We start from the raw sequence: 23,730 nt of genomic DNA on the forward strand, positions 1-23,730 counted from the left end.
GCGGACGACCCGTCAGGGCCCTCAGTTCGCGGGCTTCTCGGAGCCGACCACCCACATCGCGAAGAACTGCGATCCGCCGCCGTACGCGTGGCCGAGCGCCCTGCGGGCGCCGTCGACCTGGTGCTCCCCGGCGGCGCCGCGCACCTGGAGCGCGGCCTCGCCGAAGCGCAGCATGCCCGACGCTCCGATCGGGTTCGAGGAGAGCACGCCGCCGGAGCAGTTGACCGGGATCTTGCCGTCCATCGCCGTCGCGCCGGATTCGGAGAGCCGCCAGCCGCCGCCGTTGGCCTCGGCGAACCCGAGCGACTCCAGCCACATCGGCTCGAACCACGAGAACGGCACGTAGATCTCGGCCGCGTCGATCTCCTCGATCGGGTTGGTGATGCCGGCCTGCTTCCAGAGCGCGGCCGCCGCGTCGCGCGAGGCCTGCGGGTTGACCTGGTCGCGCTCGGCGGCGGTGGTCGCCTCGGAGCGCATCACGGTGCCGTGGATCCACGCCGGGTTGGCCGACGCACGCGCGGTGTCCTCGTCGACGATCACCAGCGCGCAGGCGCCGTCGGAGGACGGGCAGGTCTCGTCGTACCGGATCGGGTCCCACAGCATCTGCGACGCCAGCACCGACTCGACGGTGGTGTCTGGGTTGCGCAGGTGCGCGTAGGGGTTCTTCAGCGCGTTGCGCCGGTCCTTGGCGGCGACGATCGCGCCGACGTGCGTGGGCGCCTCGGAGCGGCGGATGTAGGAGCGCACGTGCGGGGCGAAGTAGCCGCCGGCGCCGGCGTGCACCGGCATGTTGAACGGCAGCGGCACCGACAGCGCCCACATCGCGTTGGACTCCGACTGCTTCTCGTAGGCGACCGTGAGCACCCGTTTGTGCACGCCGGCCTGCACGAGCGAGGACGCGACGATCGCGGTGGAGCCGCCGACCGAACCGGCCGTGTGCACGCGCAGCAGCGGCTTGCCCGCGGCCCCGAGCGACTCGGCGAGGAACAGCTCGGGCATCATCACGCCCTCGAACAGGTCGGGCGCCTTGCCGACGACGATCGCGTCGATGTCGTCGAGGGTCAGGTTCGCGTCGAGCAGGGCCCGGTCGATCGCCTCGCGGCAGAGGCCGGCCATCGAGACGTCCTCGCGCTTGGCCCGGTGGTGGGTCTGGCCGACCCCGACCACGGCTGCGGGCTGCTTGGCCATCAGATGTTTCCTTCCAGGACGCAGAGCAGGTTCTGCTGCAGGGCGGGGCCGGACGTCGCGTGCCCGACGGCCTTGGACACCTCGCCGGACCAGATCCGGCTGGCGGCCTCGCCGATGCGGATCCCGCCGCCGGAGAACATCGGGTTGCTGGTGAGCGCACCGCCGGACGGGTTGATGCGCACGTCCTCCGCGAGTCCCAGCTCGCGGCGCAGGATCAGCTCCTGGTGGCTGAACGGCGCGTGCAGCTCGGCGAGCTCGACGCCGCCCAGGTCGACCGCGGCCGCGGCCCGCGCCGCGGACGGTGCCCGGGTCAGGTCGCGGGTGCCCATGCTGATCGGGTCGACGCTGTGGGCGAGGCCGCTGATCCACGCCGGCCGGTCGCGGACCTCGCGGGCCTGGTCACCGGCCGCCAGCACGATGGCCGCGGCGCCGTCCGTGACGGGCGAGCAGTCGTGCTTGCGCAGCGGGTCGGCGTAGACGGGACGGGACAGCAGCTCCTCGACCGACGAGCCGCCCTTGCGGATGGAGTACTCGTTCTTCTCCGCGTCCGTCAGCGACCGGTTGGCGACCTCCGCCATCGCCCGCTCGTCCCACGCGCCGGCGTCGATGCCGGCGCGCGCCTGCACGCCCGCGAGCGAGACCGTGTCGGGCCAGAGCGGGGTCATCGTGTACGGGTCGAGCTGGAGCGCGAGGGTGCGCCGCAGCACGCCGGCCGAGGCCTTGCCGAAGGCGTAGACGAGCGCGGTGTCCACCTCGCCGGTCTGGATCTTCAGCCAGGCCTCGTACATCGCCCACGCCAGGTCCATCTCGACGTGGGACTCGTTGACCGGCGGGATCACCCCGATCGCGTCGACGGCCTGGACGAACGAGAACGACCGCCCGGCCAGGTAGTCGGACGACCCCGAGCACCAGAACCCGATGTCGCGCCGGGTCCAGCCGGTCTGCTCGTAGCACTCCGCGAACAGCGGGACCAGCAGCTCCACGCAGGTCGGGGAACCGTCGAACTCTGCCATCTGTCGCTGGGCGAACCCGACGACCGCAACGTCTCTCATCTCGTGCCTCTCAGTTCCAGCCGGGTCCGCGTCACAAGTGGTCCCGGTAGGTGTCGTAGTCGGCGTCGGGCTCGCCGGTGGGCTCGAAGTGGTCGATGTTCTCCAGCGAGTAGGTCCACTCCGCCTCCGGCTTCCACACCGCCTTGACCCGCATGCCCATCCGCACCTCGGCCGCCGGGACACCGAGGATCAGGTGCAGCACGGCGATGTCCGCGCCGTCGAGCAGGACGTACGCCGAGACGTACGGCGGGGTGATCTTCTGCCCCAGGAACGGCACGTTGACGATGCAGAACGTCGTGATGGTGCCGGTCTGCGACACCTCGACCTCCTCCGCCGTCGGCGTGCCGTCGGCCGGGCAGGCGCTGCGCGGCGGGACATAGACCTTCTGGCAGGTCGGGCAGCGCTGGCCGAGGATCCGGCCCTGGTTGAGGCCCCGGTAGAAGGCGCTCTCCTCGGGGGACGCGGCGTAGATGTAGTCGAGCGACACGGGGGTGATGACTCCGCTGACGTCGGCGGATCTCGACTGCTCCGTCGCAGCCTCGTTCCTCGGCTGCGGTCGCGCTCGATCTGGCCCGGGCTCGCTGGGCTCGACTCCGTCGAGTCCAGCGACGGGCTCAAAGCACGCGAGGTCCGTGATCGCCCCGACCCGCTCCTCGGCCCACCGCACCCGCACCCGCATCCCGGTCGAGACCTGGTCGGGGGAGGAGGCGTCGAGCGCGTGCAGCATCGGGGTGTCGGCGCCGTCCAGCGTCACGAGCGCCCAGGCGAACGGCCGGTCGAACGGCTGGCCCTTCACCGGCTCCGGCACCCACGACCACGAGGTGACGGTGCCGGTCGCCGCGACGTCGACGAACTCGGTGAGCGGCTCGTGGGTCACCGGGTCGAACTCCGGGGGCGGGACGACGACCCGGCCGTCCGAGGTGCGGCCGCCGACGATCTGCCCGTCGCGCAGGCCGGTGAAGAAGCGTCCGAGAACCGGACCCGTCGAGCGGGTGTAGTCGAACGCTACGGTGACCGGTGCTGACAGTGTTCGTGTCATGGTCTGAAACTAGAACACGTTCTAGGATCGGGCAAGCCAACCGCACGACAGGAGAGACCGGATGAAGCTCGGACTGCAGCTCGGCTACTGGGGCGCGCAGCCTCCGCAGGGGGTCGGCGAGCTGGTCGCCGCCGCCGAGGACGCCGGCTTCGACGCGGTGTTCACCGCCGAGGCCTGGGGGTCCGACGCCTTCACGCCGCTGGCGTGGTGGGGGCGCGAGACCTCCCGCCTCCGCCTCGGCACCTCGATCGTGCAGATGTCCGGCCGGGCGCCGACCTCGATCGCGATGCACGCCCTGACGCTCGATCACCTCTCCGGCGGCCGGGTCGTGCTGGGCATGGGCGTCAGTGGACCCCAGGTCGTCGAGGGGTGGTACGGCCAGCCGTTCGAGAAGCCGCTGGCCCGCACCCGCGAGGTCGTCGAGATCATCCGCAAGGTGCTGGCCCGCGAGCGGGCCGTCACCAACGACGGCCCGCACTACCCGCTGCCCTACCGCGGCCCGGGCTCGGTCGGGCTCGGCAAGCCGCTGAAGCCGATCGTGCACCCGCTGCGCGCGGACATCCCGATCTGGCTCGGCGCCGAGGGCCCCAAGAACGTCGCGCAGACGGCCGAGATCGCCGACGGGTGGATCCCGATCTTCTACACGCCCAAGTCCGCGGCGATGTACCGGCCGTGGCTCGAGGAGGGGTTCGCGCGACCGGGCGCCCGCCACTCCGCCCCCTGGGGCGGCGGCTCCGGCTTCGAGATCGCGGCCACCTGCCACCTCCAGGTCGTCTCCGGGGCGGAGGAGAAGCGGGCCGTGCTCGACGCGATGCGGCCGTTCGTGTCGCTCTACATGGGCGGGATGGGCGCCAAGGAGGCGAACTTCCACAACCAGGTGTTCGTCCGGATGGGCTACGCCGACCTCGCCGCCGAGGTGCAGGAGCTCTACCTGACGGGGGAGAAGGACCGCGCGACCGCGTTGATCCCCGACGAGCTCGTCGACGACATGCACATCATCGGCACCGCCGGCGAGGTGCGCGAGAAGGTCGCGCAGTGGGAGGAGACCGGAGTGACCACGCTGATGCTCAGCCTCGGCTCGCCGGACGAGGTGCGATCCGTCGCGGAGCTGCTGGCCTGACGGCCGTCGCGAGCGGCCGGGCTGTCCAGGTTTGTCCGGGAACCGGTCGCGAGCCGGGAATCCGGCGTCGCGGTCGCTGCGGTCGGCTGGAATTGGACGGCCCGGTCGGACCCACGGGGGAGGTCCAGCCGGGACATCACCCGTCGCGCGGACGAGGGCGGACGAGGATTGCCCCCACGTAGAACACGTTCTAGTCTCGGGCCCATGCGCGACTCGGCACCCACGGACGACATGCGACTCGGGACCCACAACGGCCACCTCATGGTGGCCGCGCTGAAGCGGCACCGCAGCCAGCCGGTGATGCACCTGGGGGAGACCACCTTGACCGGCGGCGAGACCGCCGAGCGGATCAGCCAGTACGTCCAGGCGTTCGAGGCGCTCGGCGCCGGCCGGGGCACGGCGGGGGCGCTGCTCGCGCTCAACCGCCCCGAGGTGCTGTTCATCCTCGGCGCCGGGCAGACCCAGGGCTACCGGCGTACGTCGCTGCACCCGCTCGGCTCGCTCGAGGACCACGCGTACGTCATCAACGACGCCGAGATCACCACGATCACCATCGACCCGGTGCCGATGTTCGTCGAGCGGGTGATCGGTCTGCTCGAGCGCTGCCCCAAGCTCGAGAAGGTCCTCACGATCGGACCGGTGCCCGACGAGCTGAGCCACGTCGGGTTCGACCTCACCGCGGCGGCCGCGTCGTTCGACCCCCTGCCGCTCGAGGCGGTGACCCTCCAGCCGGACCACATCGTGTCGATCACCTACACCGGCGGCACCACCGGCAAGCCCAAGGGCGTGATCGGGACCTCGCGCCAGATGCACACGATGACGCAGATCCAGATGGCCGAGTGGGAGTGGCCCGAGGCGCCGCGCTTCCTCATGTGCACGCCGCTCTCGCACGCGGGCGCGGCCTTCTTCGTGCCGACGGTGCTGAAGGGCGGCTGTCTCTACGTGCTGGCCAAGTTCGACCCGGCCGAGGTGCTGCGCACCATCGAGGAGCAGCGCATCACCGCCACGATGCTGGTGCCCTCGATGCTCTACGCGCTGATGGACCACCCGGACTCCCAGACCCGTGACCTGTCCTCGCTGGAGACCGTCTACTACGGCGCCTCCGCGATCAACCCGGTGCGGCTGAAGGAGGCGATCGACCGGTTCGGCCCGATCTTCGCGCAGTACTACGGCCAGTCCGAGGCGCCGATGGCGATCACCTACCTCGCCAAGGAGGACCACGTGACCGGCGACGAGCGCCGGCTCGCGTCCTGCGGCCGCCCGTCGGCGTTCATCCGGGCCGCGCTCCTCGGAGAGGACGGCAGGCCGGTGCCTGCCGGCGAGCCCGGCGAGATCTGCGTGGCCGGGCCGCTCCTGGCCGGGGGCTACTGGAACCTCCCCGACGAGACAGCCGAGACCTTCCGCGACGGGTGGATGCACACCGGCGACGTGGCCCGCGAGGACGACGACGGCTTCTGGTACATCGTCGACCGCACCAAGGACATGATCGTCACCGGCGGCTTCAACGTGTTCCCGCGCGAGGTCGAGGACGTCGTCGCCGCACACCCGGCCGTGGCCCAGGTCGGCGTGATCGGCACCCCGCACGAGAAGTTCGGCGAGGCCGTCACGGCGATCGTGGTGCTCCGCTCCGAGGCGCCGCGCGACGACGAGGCCATCGCCCGGATGACCGCAGAGATCCAGGAGATGGTCAAGGACCGCAAGGGCTCGGTGCACGCGCCCAAGCAGGTGATCGTGGCCGAGTCGCTGCCGCTCACCGCGCTGGGGAAGCCCGACAAGAAGGCCCTGCGTGCGCAGTACTGGACCGGCGACCGCGCGGTCGGCTAGCGCCGGCCGAGGGTCACCTCGAGCTCGGGGGCGCCCGCGGCGAGGGCGAACGTGGCAATCGCCCCGCCGCATTCCAGGGCGTAGTCGCCCGGCCAGCCCTCCACCTGGAGCCGACCCTCGTGGTCCGTGCGCATCGTGGTGGGGGAGAGCCACCACTCCTCCTTGACCAGCCGCCGGAGGGCGTCGTACGCCGGCTTGGGCGTGCCGTCGGGACGGACCAGCCCGGCGGGGGCCCCGAGCCAGGCGCCGCGGTCGGTGATGCCCCAGTAGTTCACGGCCTCGACCGAGGGGTGCGAGAGCAGTGTGCGGTAGTGGCGGACCAGCTCGTCGGCCTGGCGCGCCTCGCCCTCGGGCGTCGACGGCCAGCTGGCCGGCTGGTAGTCGTTGAGGTCCTCGATGTCGGCGGGCATCAGATCGCCGGACAGCAGCGTGGTCTCCGTCATCTGCAGCGGCAGGCCGAACCGGGCGAACCGCTCGAGAGTGGCGAGCGTGCGCTCCTCGCCCCAGTAGCCCTGGTGCATGTGGCTCTGGAGCCCGATCGCGTCGACCCGGATACCGGCCTCGAGAACGCCCTCGATGAGGCACTCGTAGGCCGTCGACATGTCGAAGTCGTTGAGCACCAGGCGCACGCCGGCTCCCGCCTGGTCGCTGGCGGCGCGGGCCTCGTCGAAGGCGAGCCGGATCGTCGGGATCCGCCCGATCCGGCGGCAGAGCCGGGTGATCGCGTTCTGCTCGGCCTCGTTGTCGAAGACCGGCATGATCACCACCTCGTTGATCGCGTCCCACGTGTCGATCAGGCCGGCGAACGCCGTCACCTCGCGTCGGACGCGAGCACGGACGACGTCCTCCGCCTCCGGGTCGGGACGCCCGCGCAGCCAGTCGGGCGCCAGGGTGTGCCACACGAGCGGGTGGCCCTTGAGGGAGACTCCGCGGTCGCGGAACCAGCGCGCAGCGGCGAGCATCCGCTCGGTGTCGGGACGGCCCTCGGTGGGCTCGAAGCCGGCCCAGTAGAACGGCAGGGTGGCGGTGTTGAAGACGTCGAGCCAGAGCCCGACGAGCCGCTGGGCGGACTCGCGGTCGGCTCCGCCGAACACGTGGGGCCCGTCCGCCTCGATCCCCACCTCGCCGGCCGCGAGGTCGACGAAGTCGAAGCCGATGTTGCCGAACGCGAACGCGTGGCGCACCTGCCGGACGGTCACCTCGGTGTCCGGGCGGGGTGCGCCGTCGGCGGTGCGCACGGTCACGGCCGAGCGGTGGGAACGGTGGGAGAGAGAGAGGGTGATCACGTCGAAATCGTTATCGATAACGATTGACATGCGCAAGAGGTCAGTGGGACGTTTCCTCTGTGTGACGGACGTCCCACAGAGGTCGTGGGCAAATGGAAGGGTTCCCAATGAGGCGGAAGACTCGAAGCGCGGCAGTAGCTGCGCTCTGTGCCGGCGCGTTGATGTTTGCGTCGGCGTGTGGCAGCGACAGCGACGGAGACTCGTCGAGCAAGGGTGGCGACACCACGATCACGTGGTGGCACAACTCGAACAACGAGCCCGGCAAGGGCTACTACGAGCAGGTGGCCAAGGACTTCGAGGCCGACCATCCCGGGGTCAAGGTCGAGATCAGCGCGATGGCGCACGAGGACATGGTCGACAAGCTGGCCGCCGCCTTCCAGAGCGGTGACCTGCCGGACATCTACATGGAGCGTGGCGGCGGCGAGCTCGCCGACCACGTCGAGGCCGGACTGGTCCGCGACATCTCGGACGACGCCGCTGACGAGATCGGCAAGATCGGCGGCTCCGTCGCCGGCTGGCAGAACGACGGCAAGACCTACGCACTCCCGTTCTCGATGGGCGTCGTGGGCTTCTGGTACAACACCGACCTGTTCGAGAAGGCCGGGATCACCGCGCCTCCGACCACGATGACCGAGCTCTACGACGTGATCGGCAAGCTCAAGGCCGCCGACATCACCCCGATCTCGGTGGGCGCCGGCGACAAGTGGCCGGCCGCGCACTACTGGTACTACACCGCGCTGCGCTCCTGCTCCGAGGACGTTCTGAAGGGCGCCGTGACCAGCCTCGACTTCAGCGACCCGTGCTTCGTCAAGGCCGGCGAGGTCGTCGAGGACCTGCTCAAGACCGAGCCGTTCAACCCCGGCTTCCTCAGCACCCCGGCCCAGGAGGGCGCGACCTCCGCGTCCGGTCTGCTCGCCACCGGCAAGGTCGCCATGGAGATGCAGGGTCACTGGGAGCCCGGCGTCATGCAGGGCCTGACCGACGACGGCAAGGGCCTGGGCGACAAGACCGCCTGGTTCCCCTTCCCGGCCGTCGAAGGTGGTGCCGGTGACCCGGCCGCCCAGCTCGGTGGTGGCGACGCGTGGGCCGTCTCCGAGGGTGCGCCCGACGAGGCCGTCGATCTCGTGAAGTACCTGCTCTCCGACAAGGTCCAGATCGGCTTCGCCGAGAACGACATGGGTCTGCCGACCAACCCGGCGGCGTCCGGTTCCGTCAAGGACCCGGCCCTGGCCGGCCTGCTCGAGGTCCGCGACGCGGCTCCGTTCATCCAGCTGTACTTCGACACCGCCTTCGGTCAGTCCGTGGGCGGCGCGATGAACGACGAGATCGCCCTGCTGTTCGCCGGCAAGGCTTCCCCGCAGGACGTCGTGGACGCCACCCAGACGGCTGCGGCCGACGAGGGATGATCTGACGATGTCTAACGAGGGCGCCGCCGCCACCGCGGCACCCGCGCATGCGGAGGTCACCCGGCGCGTGAAGACGCGCCGGGTGACCCCCCGGCAGGACGGTCCCTGGCGTCAGCGCCTCGAGATCACGCTGTTCGTGACTCCGGCGCTGACCCTGATGGCGTTGTTCGTCGTCTGGCCGATCGCCTCCGCGGTGCGGATGTCGTTCTACCGCTGGAAGGGCTTCGGCCCGATGGACGACTTCGTAGGTTGGCGCAACTACGACCGCGTCCTCCACGACCAGGTCTTCACCGACGCGATCGTGCACAACTTCACGATCGTCATCCTGTCCATCCTCGTCCAGCTGCCACTCGGGCTTGCGGTGGCGCTCCTGCTCAACCGCAAGATCCGGTTCCGTGGTGTGCTGCGCACGGTCGTCTTCGTGCCCTACGTCCTGGCCGAGGTGATCGCAGGTGTGGTCTGGTTCCAGCTGCTCCAGCCGGAGTCCGGTGTCGTCGACGGTCTCATCTCGGGGATCGGCCTGACACCGCCCGAGCAGGGCTTCCTGGGCACCCCGAACCTGGCGCTGGGGACCGTGTTCGTGGTCCTCACGTGGAAGTACCTCGGCCTCGCGATCCTGCTGTTCATGGCGGGGCTGCAGAGTGTCCCCGAGGAGCTCTACGAGGCGTCCCAGCTCGACGGCGCCAGCTGGTGGCAGACCCAGCGACGGATCGCGATCCCGCTGCTCGGCCCCACGATCCGGACCTGGGCGTTCTTGTCGATGATCGGCTCGATCCAGCTCTTCGACATGGTCTGGATCCTCACTGGCGGCGGCCCCGCGAACGCCACGACGACGATGGCGACCTACCTGATCAACCAAGGCACCGGGCGCTACAACTACGGCATCGCCGGCGCGGCGTCGGTGGTGCTGTTCGTCATCGGCTTCGTGATGGCGCTGGCCTACCAGACGTTCGTGCTCCGGCGCGACACCCAGACCGAAGGGTGAGGTGAACGACATGGCATCGCGGCGCAAGAAGGAGTTCGGGGGCGGCAGTCCTCTGGTCTACTTCCTCGCACTCGCTGCGGTCGCGCTGACCGTAGGTCCCGTGCTCTACGGCGCGCTCGGCGGGTTCCGCAGCAACGAGCAGCTGGCTCGCGACCCCGCCGGCCTGCCCGACCCCTGGGTGTTCAAGAACTACTCGAACGTCATCAGCAACCCCGACTTCTGGCACTACGCGGTGAACTCGACGGTGATCGCGCTGATCACGACCGTGGTCGCGGTGCTGTTCGGCGTGATGGCGGCGTACCCGCTCGCGCGCTACCAGTTCAAGTTCCGTGAGTCGCTCTTCATGGTGTTCGTCCTCGGCCTGCTCTTCCCGGCCGCCGTGGCGATCATCCCGCTGTTCATCCTGGTCACGCGTGACCTGTCGATGGGCAACACCTGGTGGGGGGTCGCGCTGCCCCAGGCGGCGTTCGCGCTGCCCATCACCGTGGTGATCCTGCGGCCGTTCCTGATGGCGATCCCCAAGGAGCTGGAGGAGGCCGCGCTGATCGACGGCGCCTCCCGGATAGGGATCTTCCGCTGGCTGGCGCTCCCGCTCTCGGTGCCGGGCCTGATCACCACCGGCGTGCTGGCGTTCGTGGGCTCGTGGAACGCCTACCTGCTTCCGTTGCTGCTGCTGCAGGACGACATGCGTACGCTTCCGCTGGGCGTCGCGGACTACTCGACCGAGCACTCGGCCGATACCGCCGGCGTACTCGCCTTCACGACGCTTGCGATGATCCCGGCCCTCCTGCTGTTCCTGACGATGCAGCGTCGCATCGTCGGCGGTCTGCAGGGTGCGGTCAAGGGCTGAGCCCGGGGAACATGGGAGAGGACGTCAAGGTGGACACCAGCACGCGGGACCGCGACGGCGAGAGGCGATTCCGCCCGGCGTCCGGCAACGGGCGCGTGACGATGCAGCAGGTGGCGGCCGAGGCCGGCGTCTCGGTGTCGACGGTCTCCAAGGTCATCAACGGCCGGTACGGCGTCGCGAGCGAGACGTTCGAGCACGTCACGGAGATCGTCAACCGCCTCGGCTACGAGGCGAGCCTCGTGGCACGGAGCCTGCGCAACAGCCGGACCAACGTCATCGGCGTGCTGGTCGCGGACTTCGAGCCGTTCAGCGTCGAGGTGCTCAAGGGGGCCGCGGACGCGATCCGCGGCACCGGGTTCGAGCTCGTCGCCTACTCCGCAGGCGGCCGGGTCGACGAGCACGTCGGCTGGGAGCGGCGCTACCTCTCCCGGCTCATGGGCACGCTGGTCGACGGCGCCGTGCTCGTCACCCCCACGGTGACCGACGTCCGGGGTGACGGGCCGGTGGTCGCGGTCGACCCGCACACCGGGCGGACCAGCCTCCCGACGGTGACGGCGGACAACCTCCAGGGCGCCCGGATCGCGGTCGACCACCTCCTCGAGCTGGGTCACCGCCGCATCGGCATGGTGACGGGCCGGCCCGACCTGATCTCCGCGCGGCTGCGTGAGCGCGGCTACCGCGAAGCGCACGCCGCCGCCGGCGTACCCGTCGACGAGAGTCTGCTGCGTCTCGGCGCCTTCGAGCACGACCAGGGCCGTGACGCCGCTCGCGAGCTGCTCCTGATGCCCGAGCGTCCGACGGCGGTGTTCGCCGCCAACGACCGGACGGCCCTCGCGACGTTGGAGGTGGCGGAGGAGCTCGGCATCGCCGTCCCGGGCGAGCTGTCCGTGGTGGGCTTCGACAACATTCCCGAGTCCGCGCTGGCGACCCCCGCGCTGACCACCGTGCAGCAGCCGATCCGGCAGATGGGGTACGACGCGATGACCATGCTGGTGGCCCTCATCGAGGGCAACGAGCCACCCGACATCCACATCGAGCTCGAGACGACGCTCGTCCGGCGCGGGTCGACTGCAGCGCCCGGAGGTCCGTCATGACCGACCTGTGGCAGGACGCCGAGGCCTCGATCGAGGTCCGCGTGGCCGACCTGATCGGCCGGATGACGCTGACCGAGAAGGTCGCCCAGCTCTACGGGGTCTGGGGCGTCGACCCCGAGGTCGGCGAGATGGCGCCCATGCTGCAGGACGGACTGGGCCCCACCCAGCCGTGGAAGGACGTGATCACCGACGGACTGGGGCAGCTGACCAGGCCGTTCGGCACCGAGCCGGTCGAGCCCGCGGCGGGCTTGGCGGCACTGGCGCAGCGGCAGCGGGAGGTCATGGCGGCCAACCGGTTCGGCATCCCCGCCCAGGTCCACGAGGAGTGCCTGACCGGCCTCAACGCGTGGCAGGCCACGGTGTACCCCTCGCCACTGTGCTGGGCGGCGTCGTTCGACCCGGCGCTCGTGGAGCGGATGGGCGCGCGGATCGGCGACGACATGCGCCGGCTCGGCATCCACCAGGGGCTCGCGCCCGTGCTGGACGTCGTCCGGGACGCGCGTTGGGGCCGCGTCGAGGAGAGCCTCGGTGAGGACCCGTTCCTCGTCGGTCTGATCGGCGGGTCCTACGTGCGCGGCCTGGAGTCGGGCGGCGTGGTGGCGACCCTCAAGCACTTCGCGGGCTACTCGGCCTCGCGGGCGGGGCGCAACCTGGCTCCGGTCGGGATGGGCCCGCGCGAGCTGGCCGACGTGATCCTGCCCCCGTTCGAGATGGCGCTGCGAGCAGGCGCGCGCTCGGTGATGAACTCCTACACCGACACCGACGGCGTGCCGGTCGCGTCGGACCGCGCGCTGCTCACGACCCTGCTGCGGGACACGCTCGGCTTCACCGGGACGGTCGTCGCCGACTACTTCTCTATCGCCTTCCTCGAGACGCTCCACCAGGTGGCCGCGACGACGGGGGAGGCCGCTCGCCTGGCCCTCGAGGCCGGCATCGACGTCGAGCTGCCCTCACCCAACGCCTACAGCGAGCCCCTTCTCCAGGCGATCGCCGACGGGCTCGTGGACGAGAAGCTGGTCGACCGGGCGCTCTCGCGCGTGCTGGCCCAGAAGTGCGAGCTGGGGCTGCTGGACCCCGACTGGGCTCCGGCCGAGGCTGGCGACGTCGACCTCGACGCTCCCGAGTCGCGAGCGCTCGCGCTCGACCTGGCCCGGCGCTCCACCGTGCTGCTGGCCAACGACGGCGTGCTGCCGCTGCGTGAGGGGAGCCGCCTCGCGGTGGTCGGCCCGCGCGCCGACACCGCGCAGGCCATGATGGGCTGCTACTCCTTCCCGATGCACGTGCTCGTGCACTACGACGGGATCGACATGCGCCTCGAGGTCCCGACCGTCCGCGCGGCGCTCGCCGAGGACTTCGAGGTCACCTACGCGCAGGGCTGCCCCGTACTGGGCGGCACGGACGAGCAGATCGCCGAGGCCGTGGCGGCGGCGCAGGGCGCCGACGTGTGCGTCGCGGTGCTGGGTGACCAGGCCGGACTGTTCGGCAACGGCACCTCCGGCGAGGGCTGCGACGTCGCCACGCTCAACCTGCCGGGGCGGCAGGAGGAGCTGCTCGAGGCGCTGCTCGCGACCGGCACGCCGGTGGTGGCGGTGCTCCTGGTCGGACGCCCCTACGACCTGAGCCGGCAGGCCTCGCGCCTGGCCGGACTGGTGTGCGGCTTCTTCCCGGGTGAGGAGGGCGCACACGCGCTCGCCGATGTGCTGAGCGGCCGGATCAACCCGTCGGGCCGGCTCCCCGTGAGCTTCCCGGGCGCCGGGTCGACGCAGCCCTCGACGTACCTGGCCGCGCCGCTGGGCCAGCGCAGCGAGGTCAGCGTGGTCGACCCGACCGCGCTCTACCCGTTCGGTCACGGACTCTCCTACGCGGACGCGACCTGGGGTGCCGTGTCCGCGGTGACGGGGGAGACCTGGGCGACCGAGGGCAGCTGCGAGATCGCCGTCGAGCTGGCGAACGACGCCGAGCGGGCGGTCTCCGAGGTGGTCCAGGTCTACCTGCACGACCCGGTCGCCTCCGTCGTACGCCCGGTGCAGCAGCTCATCGGCGCCGCCCGCGTCGACCTGGAGCCAGGCCAGCGCGCTCGGGTGCGCTTCGAGCTGTCGGCCGACCTCACCTCGTTCACCGGCCGTGACCTGGTCCGGATCGTCGAGCCGGGCTCGGTCGAGCTGCGCGTCGGCGCCTCCAGCACCGACATCCGAGCCGTGCTCGAGCTCGAGCTGGTGGGAGCGTCCCGGCAGGTCGGGGCCGAGCGGGTGCTCGAGCCGACCGTCGTGGTCGAGGGACGCTGATGCCCTGGTTCGACCTGTCCGAGGCCGAGCTGCGCGACTACCGCATCTCGACGCCCGAGCCGGACGACCTCGACGCCTTCTGGGCCACCCGGCTCGCCGAGGCCGCCGACGCGGCAACGCCACCCACGCTCACCCGCCACGCCGAGGACGCCTACGGCGCCGTTCGTGTCCACGACGTCGAGTTCTCCGGCGCGCGCGGGGATCGGATCCGGGGATGGTTCCTCCAGCCCCCCGGAGCCCGGGACGTCCCGGTCGTCGTCACCTTCATCGGGTACGGCGGCGGCCGGGGCCTTCCCGTAGAGCACCTGGCGCTGCCGGCCATCGGCATCGCGGCGTTCGTCATGGACACCCGTGGCCAGGGTGGCGGCTGGACGACCGGCTCGACGGGCGACCCCGGCCGCGAGACCGACGGGCCGGAGTACCCCGGCGTCATGACGCGCGGCATCACCAGCCCGGAGACCTACTACTACACGCGGCTGATGACCGACGCGGCCCGGGCGGTCCAGGTCGCCGCAGCGCTCGACGGCGTGGACCCGGCCCGGCTCGCGGTGCAGGGCATCAGCCAAGGCGGCGGGCTCGCCCTCGCGGCGGCGGCACTCCAGCCCGACCTCGTGTCGGTCTGCCAGGCGGACGTGCCGTTCCTGTGCGACCTGCAGCGGGCCGTCGGGCTGACGGGGGAGTTCCCCTATCGCGAGGTGGCGAACTTCCTCTCCCAGCAGGTCGACCTCGCCGACCGGGCGCTCGACACGCTGCGCTACGTCGACTGCGCGCTGCTCGCCCGCCGGATCCGGGCGACCACGCTGATGAGCGTCGGCCTCATGGACGAGACCTGCCCGCCGTCGACGGTCTTCGCGGCGTACCACGAGATCAGCGCGCCGAAGGAGATCGCGGTGCACGCGTTCGGCGGCCACGCGGTCCCCGGCGCCCACCTCGAACGCCGGCTGCGGCACCTGCGCGCGACGCTCTGACCCGCGTCACGGGAGCACCGCGAAGGTGGGTGAAGGCGGCGTGAAGCCGGTGTGAAAGCGCCGCTTCCTAGCGTCCCTCCTGCGTCGTTCGGCACTCGGACGCGCCGTACGACAGGAGCCGCCGATGACGACGACCACCCGCCCCACCACGTCCGCCCCGGCCCGCACCTACCCGTCGCTGCGCGCGGCGTGGATCCCGCTCGCCGCCCTGTGCCTGGCGTTCTTCGTCGAGATGGTCGACAACACGCTGCTGTCGATCGCGCTGCCGACCATCGGCCGTGACCTCGGCAGCGGGACCACAGCGCTGCAGTGGGTCACCGGCGCCTACTCGCTGACCTTCGGCGGCCTGCTGCTCACCGCCGGGTCGGTCGCCGACCGCTTCGGCCGCCGCCGCGTCCTGCTGCTTGGGCTCTCGGTCTTCGGGATGCTGAGCCTCTGTGTGGTCGCCGTGGGCTCCGCCGGCCAGCTCATCGGGCTGCGCGCCGGGCTCGGGATCGCCGCTGCCGCGATGGCGCCGATCACGAACTCGCTGGTGTTCCGGCTCTTCGAGGAGAAGGCGCTGCGGATGCGGGCGATGACACTGATGATCGTCGTCGGCATGTCCGGCTTCGTCCTCGGCCCCCTGCTCGGTGGGACCGCTCTGGCCCACGTGCGGTGGGAGTGGCTGTTGGTCGTCAACGCACCGATCGCGCTGCTCGCCGTCGTCGGCGTCCGGCTCGGCGTCCCCGCCGACCGGCCCGAGGACCTGACCGACGACGTGCTCGACCTGCCCGGAGCCCTGTTGAGCATCGCGACGATCGCCCTCGCCTGCTGGTCGTTGACCAGCGGGGTCGAGCACGGCTGGCTCTCGGTGGTCACGGTCTCCTCGATCGTCCTCGCCGTGACCGCCGGCTGGGCGTTCGTGCGGCACGAGCGCCGCAGCGAGTCGCCGATGCTGGACCTCGGGCTGTTCTCCGACGGCACCGTCCGTGGGGCCGCGATCGCCCAGGTCGGGACGTCGATCGCGATGGCCAGCGTGATGTTCGGGCTGATCCTGCACTTCCAGTACGCCTACGGGTGGAGCCCGGTCCGCGCCGGTCTCGCCAACCTGCCGCTCATCGTCACGATGGTCCTCGCGACCCCGCTGTCGGAGTGGCTGGCGGTCCGGTTCGGCCACCGCGTCGCCTGCCTGATCGGCGCCGCCTGCCTGGCCGGGTCGCTGGCCGGCCTCTCGTGGGGCGTCGAGCACGGGTACGTCGCCATCGCCTCCGCCATGGTCGTGATGACCATCGGCCTGCGCACGGTGATGACCATCTGTGCGGTCGCCCTCGTCGACGCCATGCCGAGCAACCGGACCTCGATGGGTGCGGCCCTCAACGACACCGCTCAGGAGGTCGGGATGAGCGTCGGCACCGCCGTCGTCGGCACCCTGATCGCTGCGCTCGTCACCACGCAGCTCCCGGCGGGCACGTGGAGCAGCGCTCTCGTGACGTCGTTCTTCCACGGGGAGCGGATCACCTACGCCGTGCTGGCCGTCGTCGTCGGGCTGGTGGCGGCGGCCGGCGCTCTCACACTCACGAGCTCGCACTCGGTCGAGGACGCCTCGCACACCGTCGGGGACGCCGTCTGACGGAGCGACGATCAGACCTCGTCGGCGTACGCCGGAGCCGGCACCACCTCGAGCGGCGCCTCCGCGGGGCGCCGACGGGTGCGGAGCGACCGGGCCGCCGTGTCCAGACGCAGCCCGCCCCACAGCAGCAGCACCGCCACGATCCCATCGAGCCACCAGTGGTTGGCGGTGGCGGCGACGACCAGCGTGGTGAGGACGACGTGGAGCAGGAAGACCCACCGCCACCGGCTCGTCGAGGCCGCGACGATCCCGAAGGACACGACGGCGGCCCAGGCGACGTGGATCGACGGCATGGCGGCGAACTGGTCGGAGACCCCGGTCGTGACATCGGATCCGTACACCGAGATCCCGTAGTGGTGGGAGAGGTCCTCGTAGCCCAGGTCGGGGAAGAACCGCGGCGGCGCCACCCGGACGAACCGGATCACCAGGCAGGCCGCGGTGACCAGCGCGAGGCCGTTGCGCCAGTGGGGGTAGCGGTCCCGGTGACGGACGAAGAGCCAGACCAGGAAGGCGATCAGCGCCGGCACGTGCAGGGTCGCGTAGTAGAACGTCGTCGGCGGGCCCAGCCAGTCGTGCCGCAGCACGAGCTGCTGGAGCGACAGCTCGGTCGGCAGGTGCAGGGCGTGCTGGAGCCGGTCGATGTCGCGGCCTCGCTGCATGGCACCGGAGTCGGTGGCGAGCGGGAGCATCCGGGCGAGCCGCCACACGGCGTACAGTCCGGCGACCAGGGCGAACTCCATGGCGGCGGGCTCGAGAGCGCGCGCCACGTCGGAGCGGATCCGGCGCAGCGCCCAGCCCAGCACGAGGCTGAGAACGGCGGCCAGAGCGGCCTGATCCCAGGTCGGCCACGGCACCTCCCCAGTGTGCCAGCCGACCGGTGCCGGGTGTGGGGGAACCACGGGGCTCCTCGACTCAGCGACCCTGGAAGTCGGGGCTCCGCTTCTCGGCGAAGGCGCGCGGCCCCTCCTTGGCGTCCTCGGACGCGAAGACAGCCATGCCGACCTTGGCGTCGTCCGCCCAGCAGTCCTGCTCGTGGCGGCCCTCGGAGTCACGGACGGTGCGCAGGATCGCCTGCACCGCCAGGGGTCCGTTGGCGCAGATCAGGTCGGCGATCTCGTGCGCCTTCGCCAGCGCCTGCCCGTCGGGGACGACGTGGCCGATCAGGCCGATCTCCTTGGCCTCAGGCGCCTTGATGTGACGACCGGTGAGCAGCAGGTCGAGCGCCACCGTGTAGGGGATCTGCCGGGGGAGGCGGACCGCGGAGCCGCCCATCGGGTACAGGCTCCACTTCGCCTCGGAGATGCCGAACCTTGCCGACTCGCCGGCGACCCGGACGTCCGTCCCCTGGAGGATCTCGGTGCCACCCGCGATGGCCGGACCCTCGACTGCGGCGATGAGCGGCTTGGTCAGCCGGAAGCCCTTGAGCAGCCCCTTGATCACCGAGGGGTCGAAGCCGGACTCGAAGCTCTCGCTGGGCGGCCGCTTGGTCGCGGCCTTGAGGTCCATGCCCGCGCAGAAGTAGCCGCCGGCCCCGGTGAGGATGCAGGCCCGGATCGAGTCGTCCTCGTTGACCCGGTGCCAGGCCTCCTCCATGATCGCGAGCATCTCGCCGGAGAGCGCGTTGCGCGACTCGGGACGGTTCATGGTCACCACGAGCTTGTGGCCGTCCTGCTCGACGAGGCAGTGCGGCGACTCGGCGGCAGCGTCGGATCCCGGAGAGGTCATGGCGGCCAGCCTAGCCAAAAACGAGAACGTGTTCTAGTCTCGCGCTCGTGGCTCACAACATCGCTGACCTCTTCGAACACGCCGTCGATGCCGCCCCCGACAACCTCGCCGTGAAGGTGGGGGACCGGGCCGTGACCTACGCGGACCTGGAGGCCGACGCCAACCGCCTCGCGCACTTCCTGGCCGCTCGGGGGGTGGGACCCGGGGACCACGTGGCGATCTACGCCAAGAACAGCATCGAGCACGTGGTGGCGGTGCTCGCCGTGGTGAAGATCCGCGCGGTCAGCATCAACGTGAACTACCGCTACGTCGAGGGTGAGCTCGACTACCTGTTCGACAACGCCGACGTCGTCGCCGTCATCCACGAGCGCACCTATGCGCCCCTGGTGGCCGCCTGCTTCCCCAAGCACGACAAGCTGGCGCTGGCCGTCGTCGTGCCGGACGCCCTCGAGCCCGGCGACACCTCCGACGTGTCGTCGTACGGCGGGGTCCTGTGGGAGGACGCCCTCGCCGGGCAGAGCGCCGAGCGCGACTTCGGTGAGCGCAGCGCCGACGACATCCACATCATCTACACCGGCGGCACGACCGGCTTCCCGAAGGGCGTCATGTGGCGCCACGAGGACTTCTGGCGGGTGCTCGGCGGCGGCATCGACTTCTACACCGGCGCCCCGCTCGAGGAGTACGACCAGTCCAAGCAGGCCAACGACCCGCGGATGGTCACCTTCCCGCTCAGCCCGCTGATGCACGGCGGCGCGCAGGCCGGGCTGCTCATGCACCTGTTCGCCGGGCACCTGACGATCCTCGAGCCGAAGTTCGACCCGGTGCGCACCTGGCAGATCATCGACAACGAGTCGGTCCAGCTGATCTTCATGACCGGCGATGCGATGGCGCGCCCGCTGATCGAGGCCTACGAGGAGGGCGGCTTCGACGGGTCGAGCCTGTTCGCGATCTCGAGCAGCGCCGCGATCTTCAGCCCCCCGGTCAAGCAGCGTTGGATGGCGGCGTTCCCCAATGCCGTGTTCACCGACTCGATCGGCGCCTCCGAGACCGGCTTCCAGGGCATGGGCATGCAGGACAAGGACAACATCAGCAGCGACGGACCCGTCGTCGGCCTCGGACCCCACAGCGTCGTGATCGACGAGGACAACCGGGTGCTCGACACCGCCACGGACATCGGGAAGATCGGGCGGCTGGGCCGCGGCGGCAGCGTGCCGGTCGGCTACTACAAGGACCCGCAGAAGTCCGCGGCCACGTTCCTCACCATCGACGGCGAGCGCTACTCGGTGCCCGGCGACTTCGCGCGCATCGAGGAGGGTGGCCGGGTCACGCTGCTCGGCCGCGGCTCCAACTGCGTCAACACCGGCGGCGAGAAGGTGTACCCCGAGGAGGTCGAGATGGCGATCAAGGGGCACCCTGCCGTCTACGACGTCCTGGTCGTCGGTATCCCGGACGAGAGGTACGGGCAGGCCGTGGCCGCCGTGGTCGAGCTGCGCGAGGGCGCCGAGCTCGAGCTGGAGGACCTGCGGACCTACCTCCGCGGACACCTGTCCGGATACAAGCTGCCGCGGGCGCTCACGGTCGTCGACCGGATCCCCCGCAACGCCACCGGCAAGGCGCAGTACCCCCGGGCGAAGGAGCTGGCGATGGCCGGCTTCGCCGCCAAGGCGCCGACCGTCGACCCGACCTCCGTCTGACCACTCCCGGGAGAGAGACCATGCGCACCGCGATCTGCGACACCTTCGGCATCGACTACCCGATCTTCGCGTTCACCCCCTCCGAGCACGTCGCTGCCGCGGTGTCGCGCGCCGGTGGCCTGGGCGTGCTCGGCTGCGTCCGGTTCAACGACACCGACGAGCTCGAGCGCACGCTGAGCTGGCTGGACGACAACACCGACGGCAAGCCGTACGGCGTCGACATCGTGATGCCGATGAAGATCCCCACCGAGGGCACCTCGGTCGACCTCAAGTCGATGATCCCCGAGGAGCACATCAGCTTCGTCGAGCGCACCCTGCAGCGGCTCGGCGTACCCCCGCTTCCGGAGGGCGAGGGTCGCGACGGCGTGCTCGGCTGGCTGCACTCGGTGGCCCGCTCGCACCTCGACGTCGCCCTCAACCACCGGCCGGTGCTCATCGCGAACGCGCTCGGCTCACCGCCGGTCGACGTCATCGAGAAGTGCCACGAGCACGGGGTGCTGGTCGCGGCGCTGGCGGGTGCGGCCAAGCACGCGCGCTCGCACGTCGCGAACGGCGTCGACATCATCGTGGCCCAGGGCTACGAGGCCGGCGGGCACACCGGCGAGATCGCCAGCATGGTGCTCCAGCCCGACATCGTCGACGCCGTCGGGCCCGACGTGCCGGTGCTCGGCGCCGGCGGCATCGGCTCGGGCCGCCAGATCGCCGCGTCCCTCGCGCTCGGCTCGCAGGGCGTCTGGACCGGGTCGATCTGGCTCGGCACCGCCGAGTACCAGAACCTGCAGTCCAACGCCGGCTGGACCGAGGCGTTCACCCGGGCGACGTCCTCCGACACGGTCCGGACCCGGATCTACACCGGCAAGCCGGCCCGGCTGCTCAAGACCAAGTGGACCGAGGCGTGGGCCGAGACGGAGGCTCCCGAGCCGCTGCCGATGCCGCTGCAGAACCTGCTGGTCGCCGACGCCCACAACCGCATCAACGCCTCCGGCGACCCGGACGTGATCTCGATGCCGATCGGTCAGATCGTGGGCCGGATGAACGAGGTGCGCCCGGTCGCCGACGTGATGGCCGACCTGGTTGCGGAGTTCGAGCAGACCGTGACCCGCCTGGAGGCCATCCGCAAGTAGGCCGACGTCGATGGCCGCCCGGGGAGCGTTGCGGTTTGGTCACCAACGACGGAGATCTCGCCGCCGGAGTTGCGGTTGGTGACCAAACGACACGGGCTGGCAGCCGGCGCGCGGACCTGACGGTTCCATCGGCAGAATCACCTGCGCGGTGCTCCGCGCCCGACCGAGGGCGTGGCACCATGGCCTGGAGGGGAACACACCCGCGTCACCAGGTCTGGGGGGACTGAGATGCGCGACGTACTGCATGCCATCGCGACCGCGATTGTCGTCGCGATCGCGACCTTCTGCACGATCGTGCAGGTCACTGACGTCCAGCACGCCCTGGAGCGGCTGCGGCACGACGACGGTGTCGTGCAGCAGGTCGGCCACGACACCGGCAGGCGCGACACCGGGGCACGGAGCGCGGGCGACGAGTAGCGCGGGTCCACAGTCTCTCCGCCCGCGGACCTTCGCCCCTGACCCGGACCCCGTGGCGCGGGTCAGGCTCGGGGTGGGAGGTCCCATGTCGATCACCGAGCTCGTCGCAGCAGCCGCCTGGGCGCCGTCGTCGCACAACACCCAGCCGTGGCGCTGGACCGTCTCGGCCGACGAGGCCCGCCTGGACCTCTATGCCGATCGGAGCCGGGCGCTGCCCGTCAACGACCCGCGGGGTCGCGAGCTCGTCATCAGCTGCGGCGCCGCGCTGTTCGCCCTGCGGGTGGCGGCGGCGTACGCCGGCCGCGGCGCGATCGTCGAGCCGTTCCCCGACGGCGACACCGACGACACCGACCACCTGGCGACCGTCCACCTGGCCGGGCCGCTCGGCCGGGAGGCGGGACTGTACGACGCCCTCGCGGCCCGCCGCACCCACCACGGCCCGTTCCAGCGGGCCGCGGTCGACCCGGGCACGCTCAAGGACCTGATGGCCGCGGCCGAGGCCGAGGGCGCCTACCTGCATGTGATGGACGCGCTCCAGCGGAACGCGGTGGCCGGCCTGGTCGGCGAGGCGGACCACGTCCTGTGGTGCGACCGTGGGTGGCGCCGCGAGCTGGCCCGGTGGTTCCGCACCCGCCACGGTGGGGACGGCCTGCCCGTCTCGCTCGCGTCGCTGGTGCCGACGCGCTTCGTGGTCGCCCACCTCGATCTGGGCCGTCGGCTCGGCACGACCGACGCCCGCCTGGTGGCGGAGGCGCCCGCCGTGGTGGTGCTCGCCACGCCCGAGGACGAGCCCGGCGACTGGCTGCGGGCCGGCCAGGCCCTCGAGCGGGTACTGCTGACGGCGACGTGCGCGGGGCTGTCCGCCGGCTTCGAGAACCAGCCCTGTGAGGCCAGCCCCGCGCTGCGCGCGCGGCTGGGGGCGGTCGTGCACGGGCACGTCCCGCAGATCGTGGCGCGGCTCGGTCCCGCGGCGCCGACCCGGCCGACCCCGCGCCGGCCGGTGGCGGTCACCGCAGGTCGGGGTGCGCCCGTCCCGCGATGAGCGGCAGGTCGAGGTAGGTCCGGATCCCGGGCTCCGCGGCCACGACGTACGGGATCGAGTTCACGCAGTGCTGGGCGGTCGCGACCACACCGGGGTTGCGGACCAGCCCCTCCTCGACGGTCCCCGGCTGCCAGCCCTTGATGGTGACGAACGTGTCGGGGTCGCCGCGCACCTCCACCTCGAACCGCTCGCCCTCGGGCCCGAACGACCACGCGGGCTCCAGGTGCTCCTCGCCCATCAGCCAGTTGACCGCGATCCGCACCACGCAGTCGGCGCGGACGAAGGCCTCCCACACGAACCGCTGTCCGGCGACCAGGCCCGGCTCGATCACCCCGATGGGCGTCTCGATCCGCGCGGTCGCCACCGCGACCTCCTGCGACGTGCGGATGTCGGCGTCGGCGGCGAACCCGAGCGTGTCCAGGCACATCCGCACCGACTGGATGAACCCTCCCGAGAGCAGGCCCAGCATCGGGCCTCCCATCGCCTCCTCCGGGAGGCCGCCGAACATCATGATGTGCCGCACCACGTCGGGGGCGTTGTAGGTGCGGATGTCGGAGAACTCCTCGCCGCGGACGAACGTCACCGCCGAGGAGAGCGCCGAGAACACCAGCGGGTGCAGCTCGGTGATGCCTCCGGGGTTGATGCCGGTGCCGTGCAGCGTGGTCCCGCCCTCGGCGCAGGCGGCGGCGAGCGGCGCGCCGTCCTTCTCGGTGGGGTAGAACCAGCCCACCGGGGTGACCACGTTCTTGCCCGACCGCAGCAGGGCGGCGACCTGGTCGCGGTCGGGGATCAGCGGCGCGTACAGCACGGCGTCGGCCTCCAGGGCGAGGATCTCCTCGACGCTGGTCGTCGCGCGCACCCCGATCGGCTCGGTGCCGACGATCTCGCCGACGTCCGTCCCGTGCTTGCCGCCGCTGTGCACCCAGCAGCCGACGAGCTCGAGGTCGGGGTGGAGCAGGATGCCTTCGATCGCCGCCCGGCCGACGCCGCCGGTGGCCCACTGGATGACGCGCACGCCCGAC

Annotated in this window: 20 protein-coding genes; 13 read left to right on the forward strand and 7 right to left on the reverse strand. The window is 71.3% G+C overall.

Translation table 11 applies throughout. From position 1 onward, the window contains the following. Positions 1–21: 21 nt before the first annotated feature. Genes QQZ14_RS16545 through QQZ14_RS16555 form a run of 3 tightly spaced genes read right to left on the reverse strand, consistent with a single transcriptional unit; the run spans position 22 to position 3,279 of the window. Positions 22–1,188: a thiolase domain-containing protein gene (locus QQZ14_RS16545; RefSeq protein ID WP_284535468.1), complete on the reverse strand. Its 1,167-nt coding sequence runs from the start codon at positions 1,186–1,188 to the stop codon at positions 22–24. Beyond that, entirely contained in the window at positions 1,188–2,240 is a 1,053-nt protein-coding gene (locus tag QQZ14_RS16550; RefSeq protein ID WP_284535469.1) for a thiolase domain-containing protein, read from the reverse strand. The genes QQZ14_RS16545 and QQZ14_RS16550 overlap by 1 nt, the downstream gene beginning before the upstream one ends. 31 nt (positions 2,241–2,271) lie before the next feature. Then, positions 2,272–3,279 (reverse strand): Zn-ribbon domain-containing OB-fold protein, encoded by a 1,008-nt coding sequence (locus QQZ14_RS16555; RefSeq protein ID WP_284535471.1) that lies wholly within the window; start codon positions 3,277–3,279, stop codon positions 2,272–2,274. Positions 3,280–3,340: 61 nt separating this feature from the next. Between QQZ14_RS16555 and QQZ14_RS16560 the strand changes: the two genes are divergently transcribed. Continuing rightward, complete coding sequence (locus tag QQZ14_RS16560; RefSeq protein WP_284535472.1) at positions 3,341–4,399, forward strand: LLM class F420-dependent oxidoreductase; 1,059 nt, start codon at positions 3,341–3,343, stop codon at positions 4,397–4,399. A 204-nt stretch (positions 4,400–4,603) separates the two neighbouring features. Beyond that, positions 4,604–6,223: a fatty-acid--CoA ligase FadD8 gene (fadD8, locus tag QQZ14_RS16565; RefSeq protein WP_284535473.1), complete on the forward strand. Its 1,620-nt coding sequence runs from the start codon at positions 4,604–4,606 to the stop codon at positions 6,221–6,223. On the opposite strand, the gene QQZ14_RS16570 is transcribed toward fadD8, so the two are convergent. Then, on the reverse strand, positions 6,220–7,509 hold the full coding sequence (locus QQZ14_RS16570) for an endo-1,4-beta-xylanase (protein ID WP_284535474.1): 1,290 nt from the start codon (positions 7,507–7,509) through the stop codon (positions 6,220–6,222). The two genes, fadD8 and QQZ14_RS16570, sit on opposite strands and share 4 nt — an antisense overlap. Before the next feature lie 161 nt (positions 7,510–7,670). Between QQZ14_RS16570 and QQZ14_RS16575 the strand changes: the two genes are divergently transcribed. From QQZ14_RS16575 to QQZ14_RS16605, 7 genes are all read left to right on the forward strand, one after another. Then, positions 7,671–8,915 carry an ABC transporter substrate-binding protein gene (locus QQZ14_RS16575; protein WP_284535475.1) on the forward strand — a complete coding sequence of 415 codons (1,245 nt, stop codon included), beginning with the start codon at positions 7,671–7,673 and terminating at the stop codon, positions 8,913–8,915. 7 nt (positions 8,916–8,922) lie between these two features. Continuing rightward, positions 8,923–9,900, forward strand: a complete 978-nt coding sequence (locus QQZ14_RS16580; protein WP_284535476.1) for a carbohydrate ABC transporter permease — start codon at positions 8,923–8,925, stop codon at positions 9,898–9,900. Positions 9,901–9,910: 10 nt separating this feature from the next. Beyond that, complete coding sequence (locus tag QQZ14_RS16585; protein WP_284535477.1) at positions 9,911–10,750, forward strand: carbohydrate ABC transporter permease; 840 nt, start codon at positions 9,911–9,913, stop codon at positions 10,748–10,750. A gap of 29 nt (positions 10,751–10,779) precedes the next feature. Then, complete coding sequence (locus QQZ14_RS16590; protein ID WP_284535478.1) at positions 10,780–11,844, forward strand: LacI family DNA-binding transcriptional regulator; 1,065 nt, start codon at positions 10,780–10,782, stop codon at positions 11,842–11,844. Next, positions 11,841–14,129, forward strand: coding sequence for a beta-xylosidase/alpha-l-arabinosidase (locus tag QQZ14_RS16595; protein WP_284535479.1), 2,289 nt, complete (start codon positions 11,841–11,843; stop codon positions 14,127–14,129). The genes QQZ14_RS16590 and QQZ14_RS16595 overlap by 4 nt, the downstream gene beginning before the upstream one ends. Further along, positions 14,129–15,097 (forward strand): acetylxylan esterase, encoded by a 969-nt coding sequence (locus QQZ14_RS16600; RefSeq protein ID WP_284535480.1) that lies wholly within the window; start codon positions 14,129–14,131, stop codon positions 15,095–15,097. Before QQZ14_RS16595 ends, QQZ14_RS16600 begins: the two co-directional genes overlap by 1 nt. Positions 15,098–15,221: 124 nt before the next feature. Beyond that, complete coding sequence (locus QQZ14_RS16605; protein ID WP_284535482.1) at positions 15,222–16,706, forward strand: MFS transporter; 1,485 nt, start codon at positions 15,222–15,224, stop codon at positions 16,704–16,706. Positions 16,707–16,717: 11 nt separating this feature from the next. Here the strand turns inward: QQZ14_RS16605 and QQZ14_RS16610 are convergent, their stop codons facing one another. Both QQZ14_RS16610 and QQZ14_RS16615 read right to left on the reverse strand, forming a co-directional pair. Continuing rightward, positions 16,718–17,560, reverse strand: coding sequence for a phosphatase PAP2 family protein (locus tag QQZ14_RS16610; protein ID WP_284535483.1), 843 nt, complete (start codon positions 17,558–17,560; stop codon positions 16,718–16,720). Positions 17,561–17,618: 58 nt separating this feature from the next. Further along, positions 17,619–18,431, reverse strand: coding sequence for a crotonase/enoyl-CoA hydratase family protein (locus QQZ14_RS16615; protein ID WP_284535485.1), 813 nt, complete (start codon positions 18,429–18,431; stop codon positions 17,619–17,621). Positions 18,432–18,478: 47 nt separating this feature from the next. Between QQZ14_RS16615 and QQZ14_RS16620 the strand changes: the two genes are divergently transcribed. The 4 genes from QQZ14_RS16620 (at position 18,479) to QQZ14_RS16635 (ending at position 22,708) form a co-directional block, all read left to right on the forward strand. After that, positions 18,479–20,125 (forward strand): acyl-CoA synthetase, encoded by a 1,647-nt coding sequence (locus QQZ14_RS16620; RefSeq protein WP_284535486.1) that lies wholly within the window; start codon positions 18,479–18,481, stop codon positions 20,123–20,125. A gap of 20 nt (positions 20,126–20,145) precedes the next feature. Next, positions 20,146–21,249 carry an NAD(P)H-dependent flavin oxidoreductase gene (locus QQZ14_RS16625; RefSeq protein ID WP_284535487.1) on the forward strand — a complete coding sequence of 368 codons (1,104 nt, stop codon included), beginning with the start codon at positions 20,146–20,148 and terminating at the stop codon, positions 21,247–21,249. A gap of 228 nt (positions 21,250–21,477) precedes the next feature. Then, positions 21,478–21,666: a hypothetical protein gene (locus QQZ14_RS16630; RefSeq protein WP_284535488.1), complete on the forward strand. Its 189-nt coding sequence runs from the start codon at positions 21,478–21,480 to the stop codon at positions 21,664–21,666. Between the two features lie 85 nt (positions 21,667–21,751). Further along, positions 21,752–22,708 carry an Acg family FMN-binding oxidoreductase gene (locus QQZ14_RS16635; protein ID WP_284535489.1) on the forward strand — a complete coding sequence of 319 codons (957 nt, stop codon included), beginning with the start codon at positions 21,752–21,754 and terminating at the stop codon, positions 22,706–22,708. Here QQZ14_RS16635 and QQZ14_RS16640 read toward each other — a convergent pair. Continuing rightward, positions 22,674–23,723: an NAD(P)H-dependent amine dehydrogenase family protein gene (locus QQZ14_RS16640; RefSeq protein ID WP_284535490.1), complete on the reverse strand. Its 1,050-nt coding sequence runs from the start codon at positions 23,721–23,723 to the stop codon at positions 22,674–22,676. The genes QQZ14_RS16635 and QQZ14_RS16640 overlap by 35 nt on opposite strands. Positions 23,724–23,730: the final 7 nt, after the last annotated feature.

This window comes from Nocardioides sp. T2.26MG-1 (assembly GCF_950101795.1).
In the GTDB taxonomy this organism is placed as follows: Bacteria; Actinomycetota; Actinomycetes; order Propionibacteriales; family Nocardioidaceae; genus Nocardioides.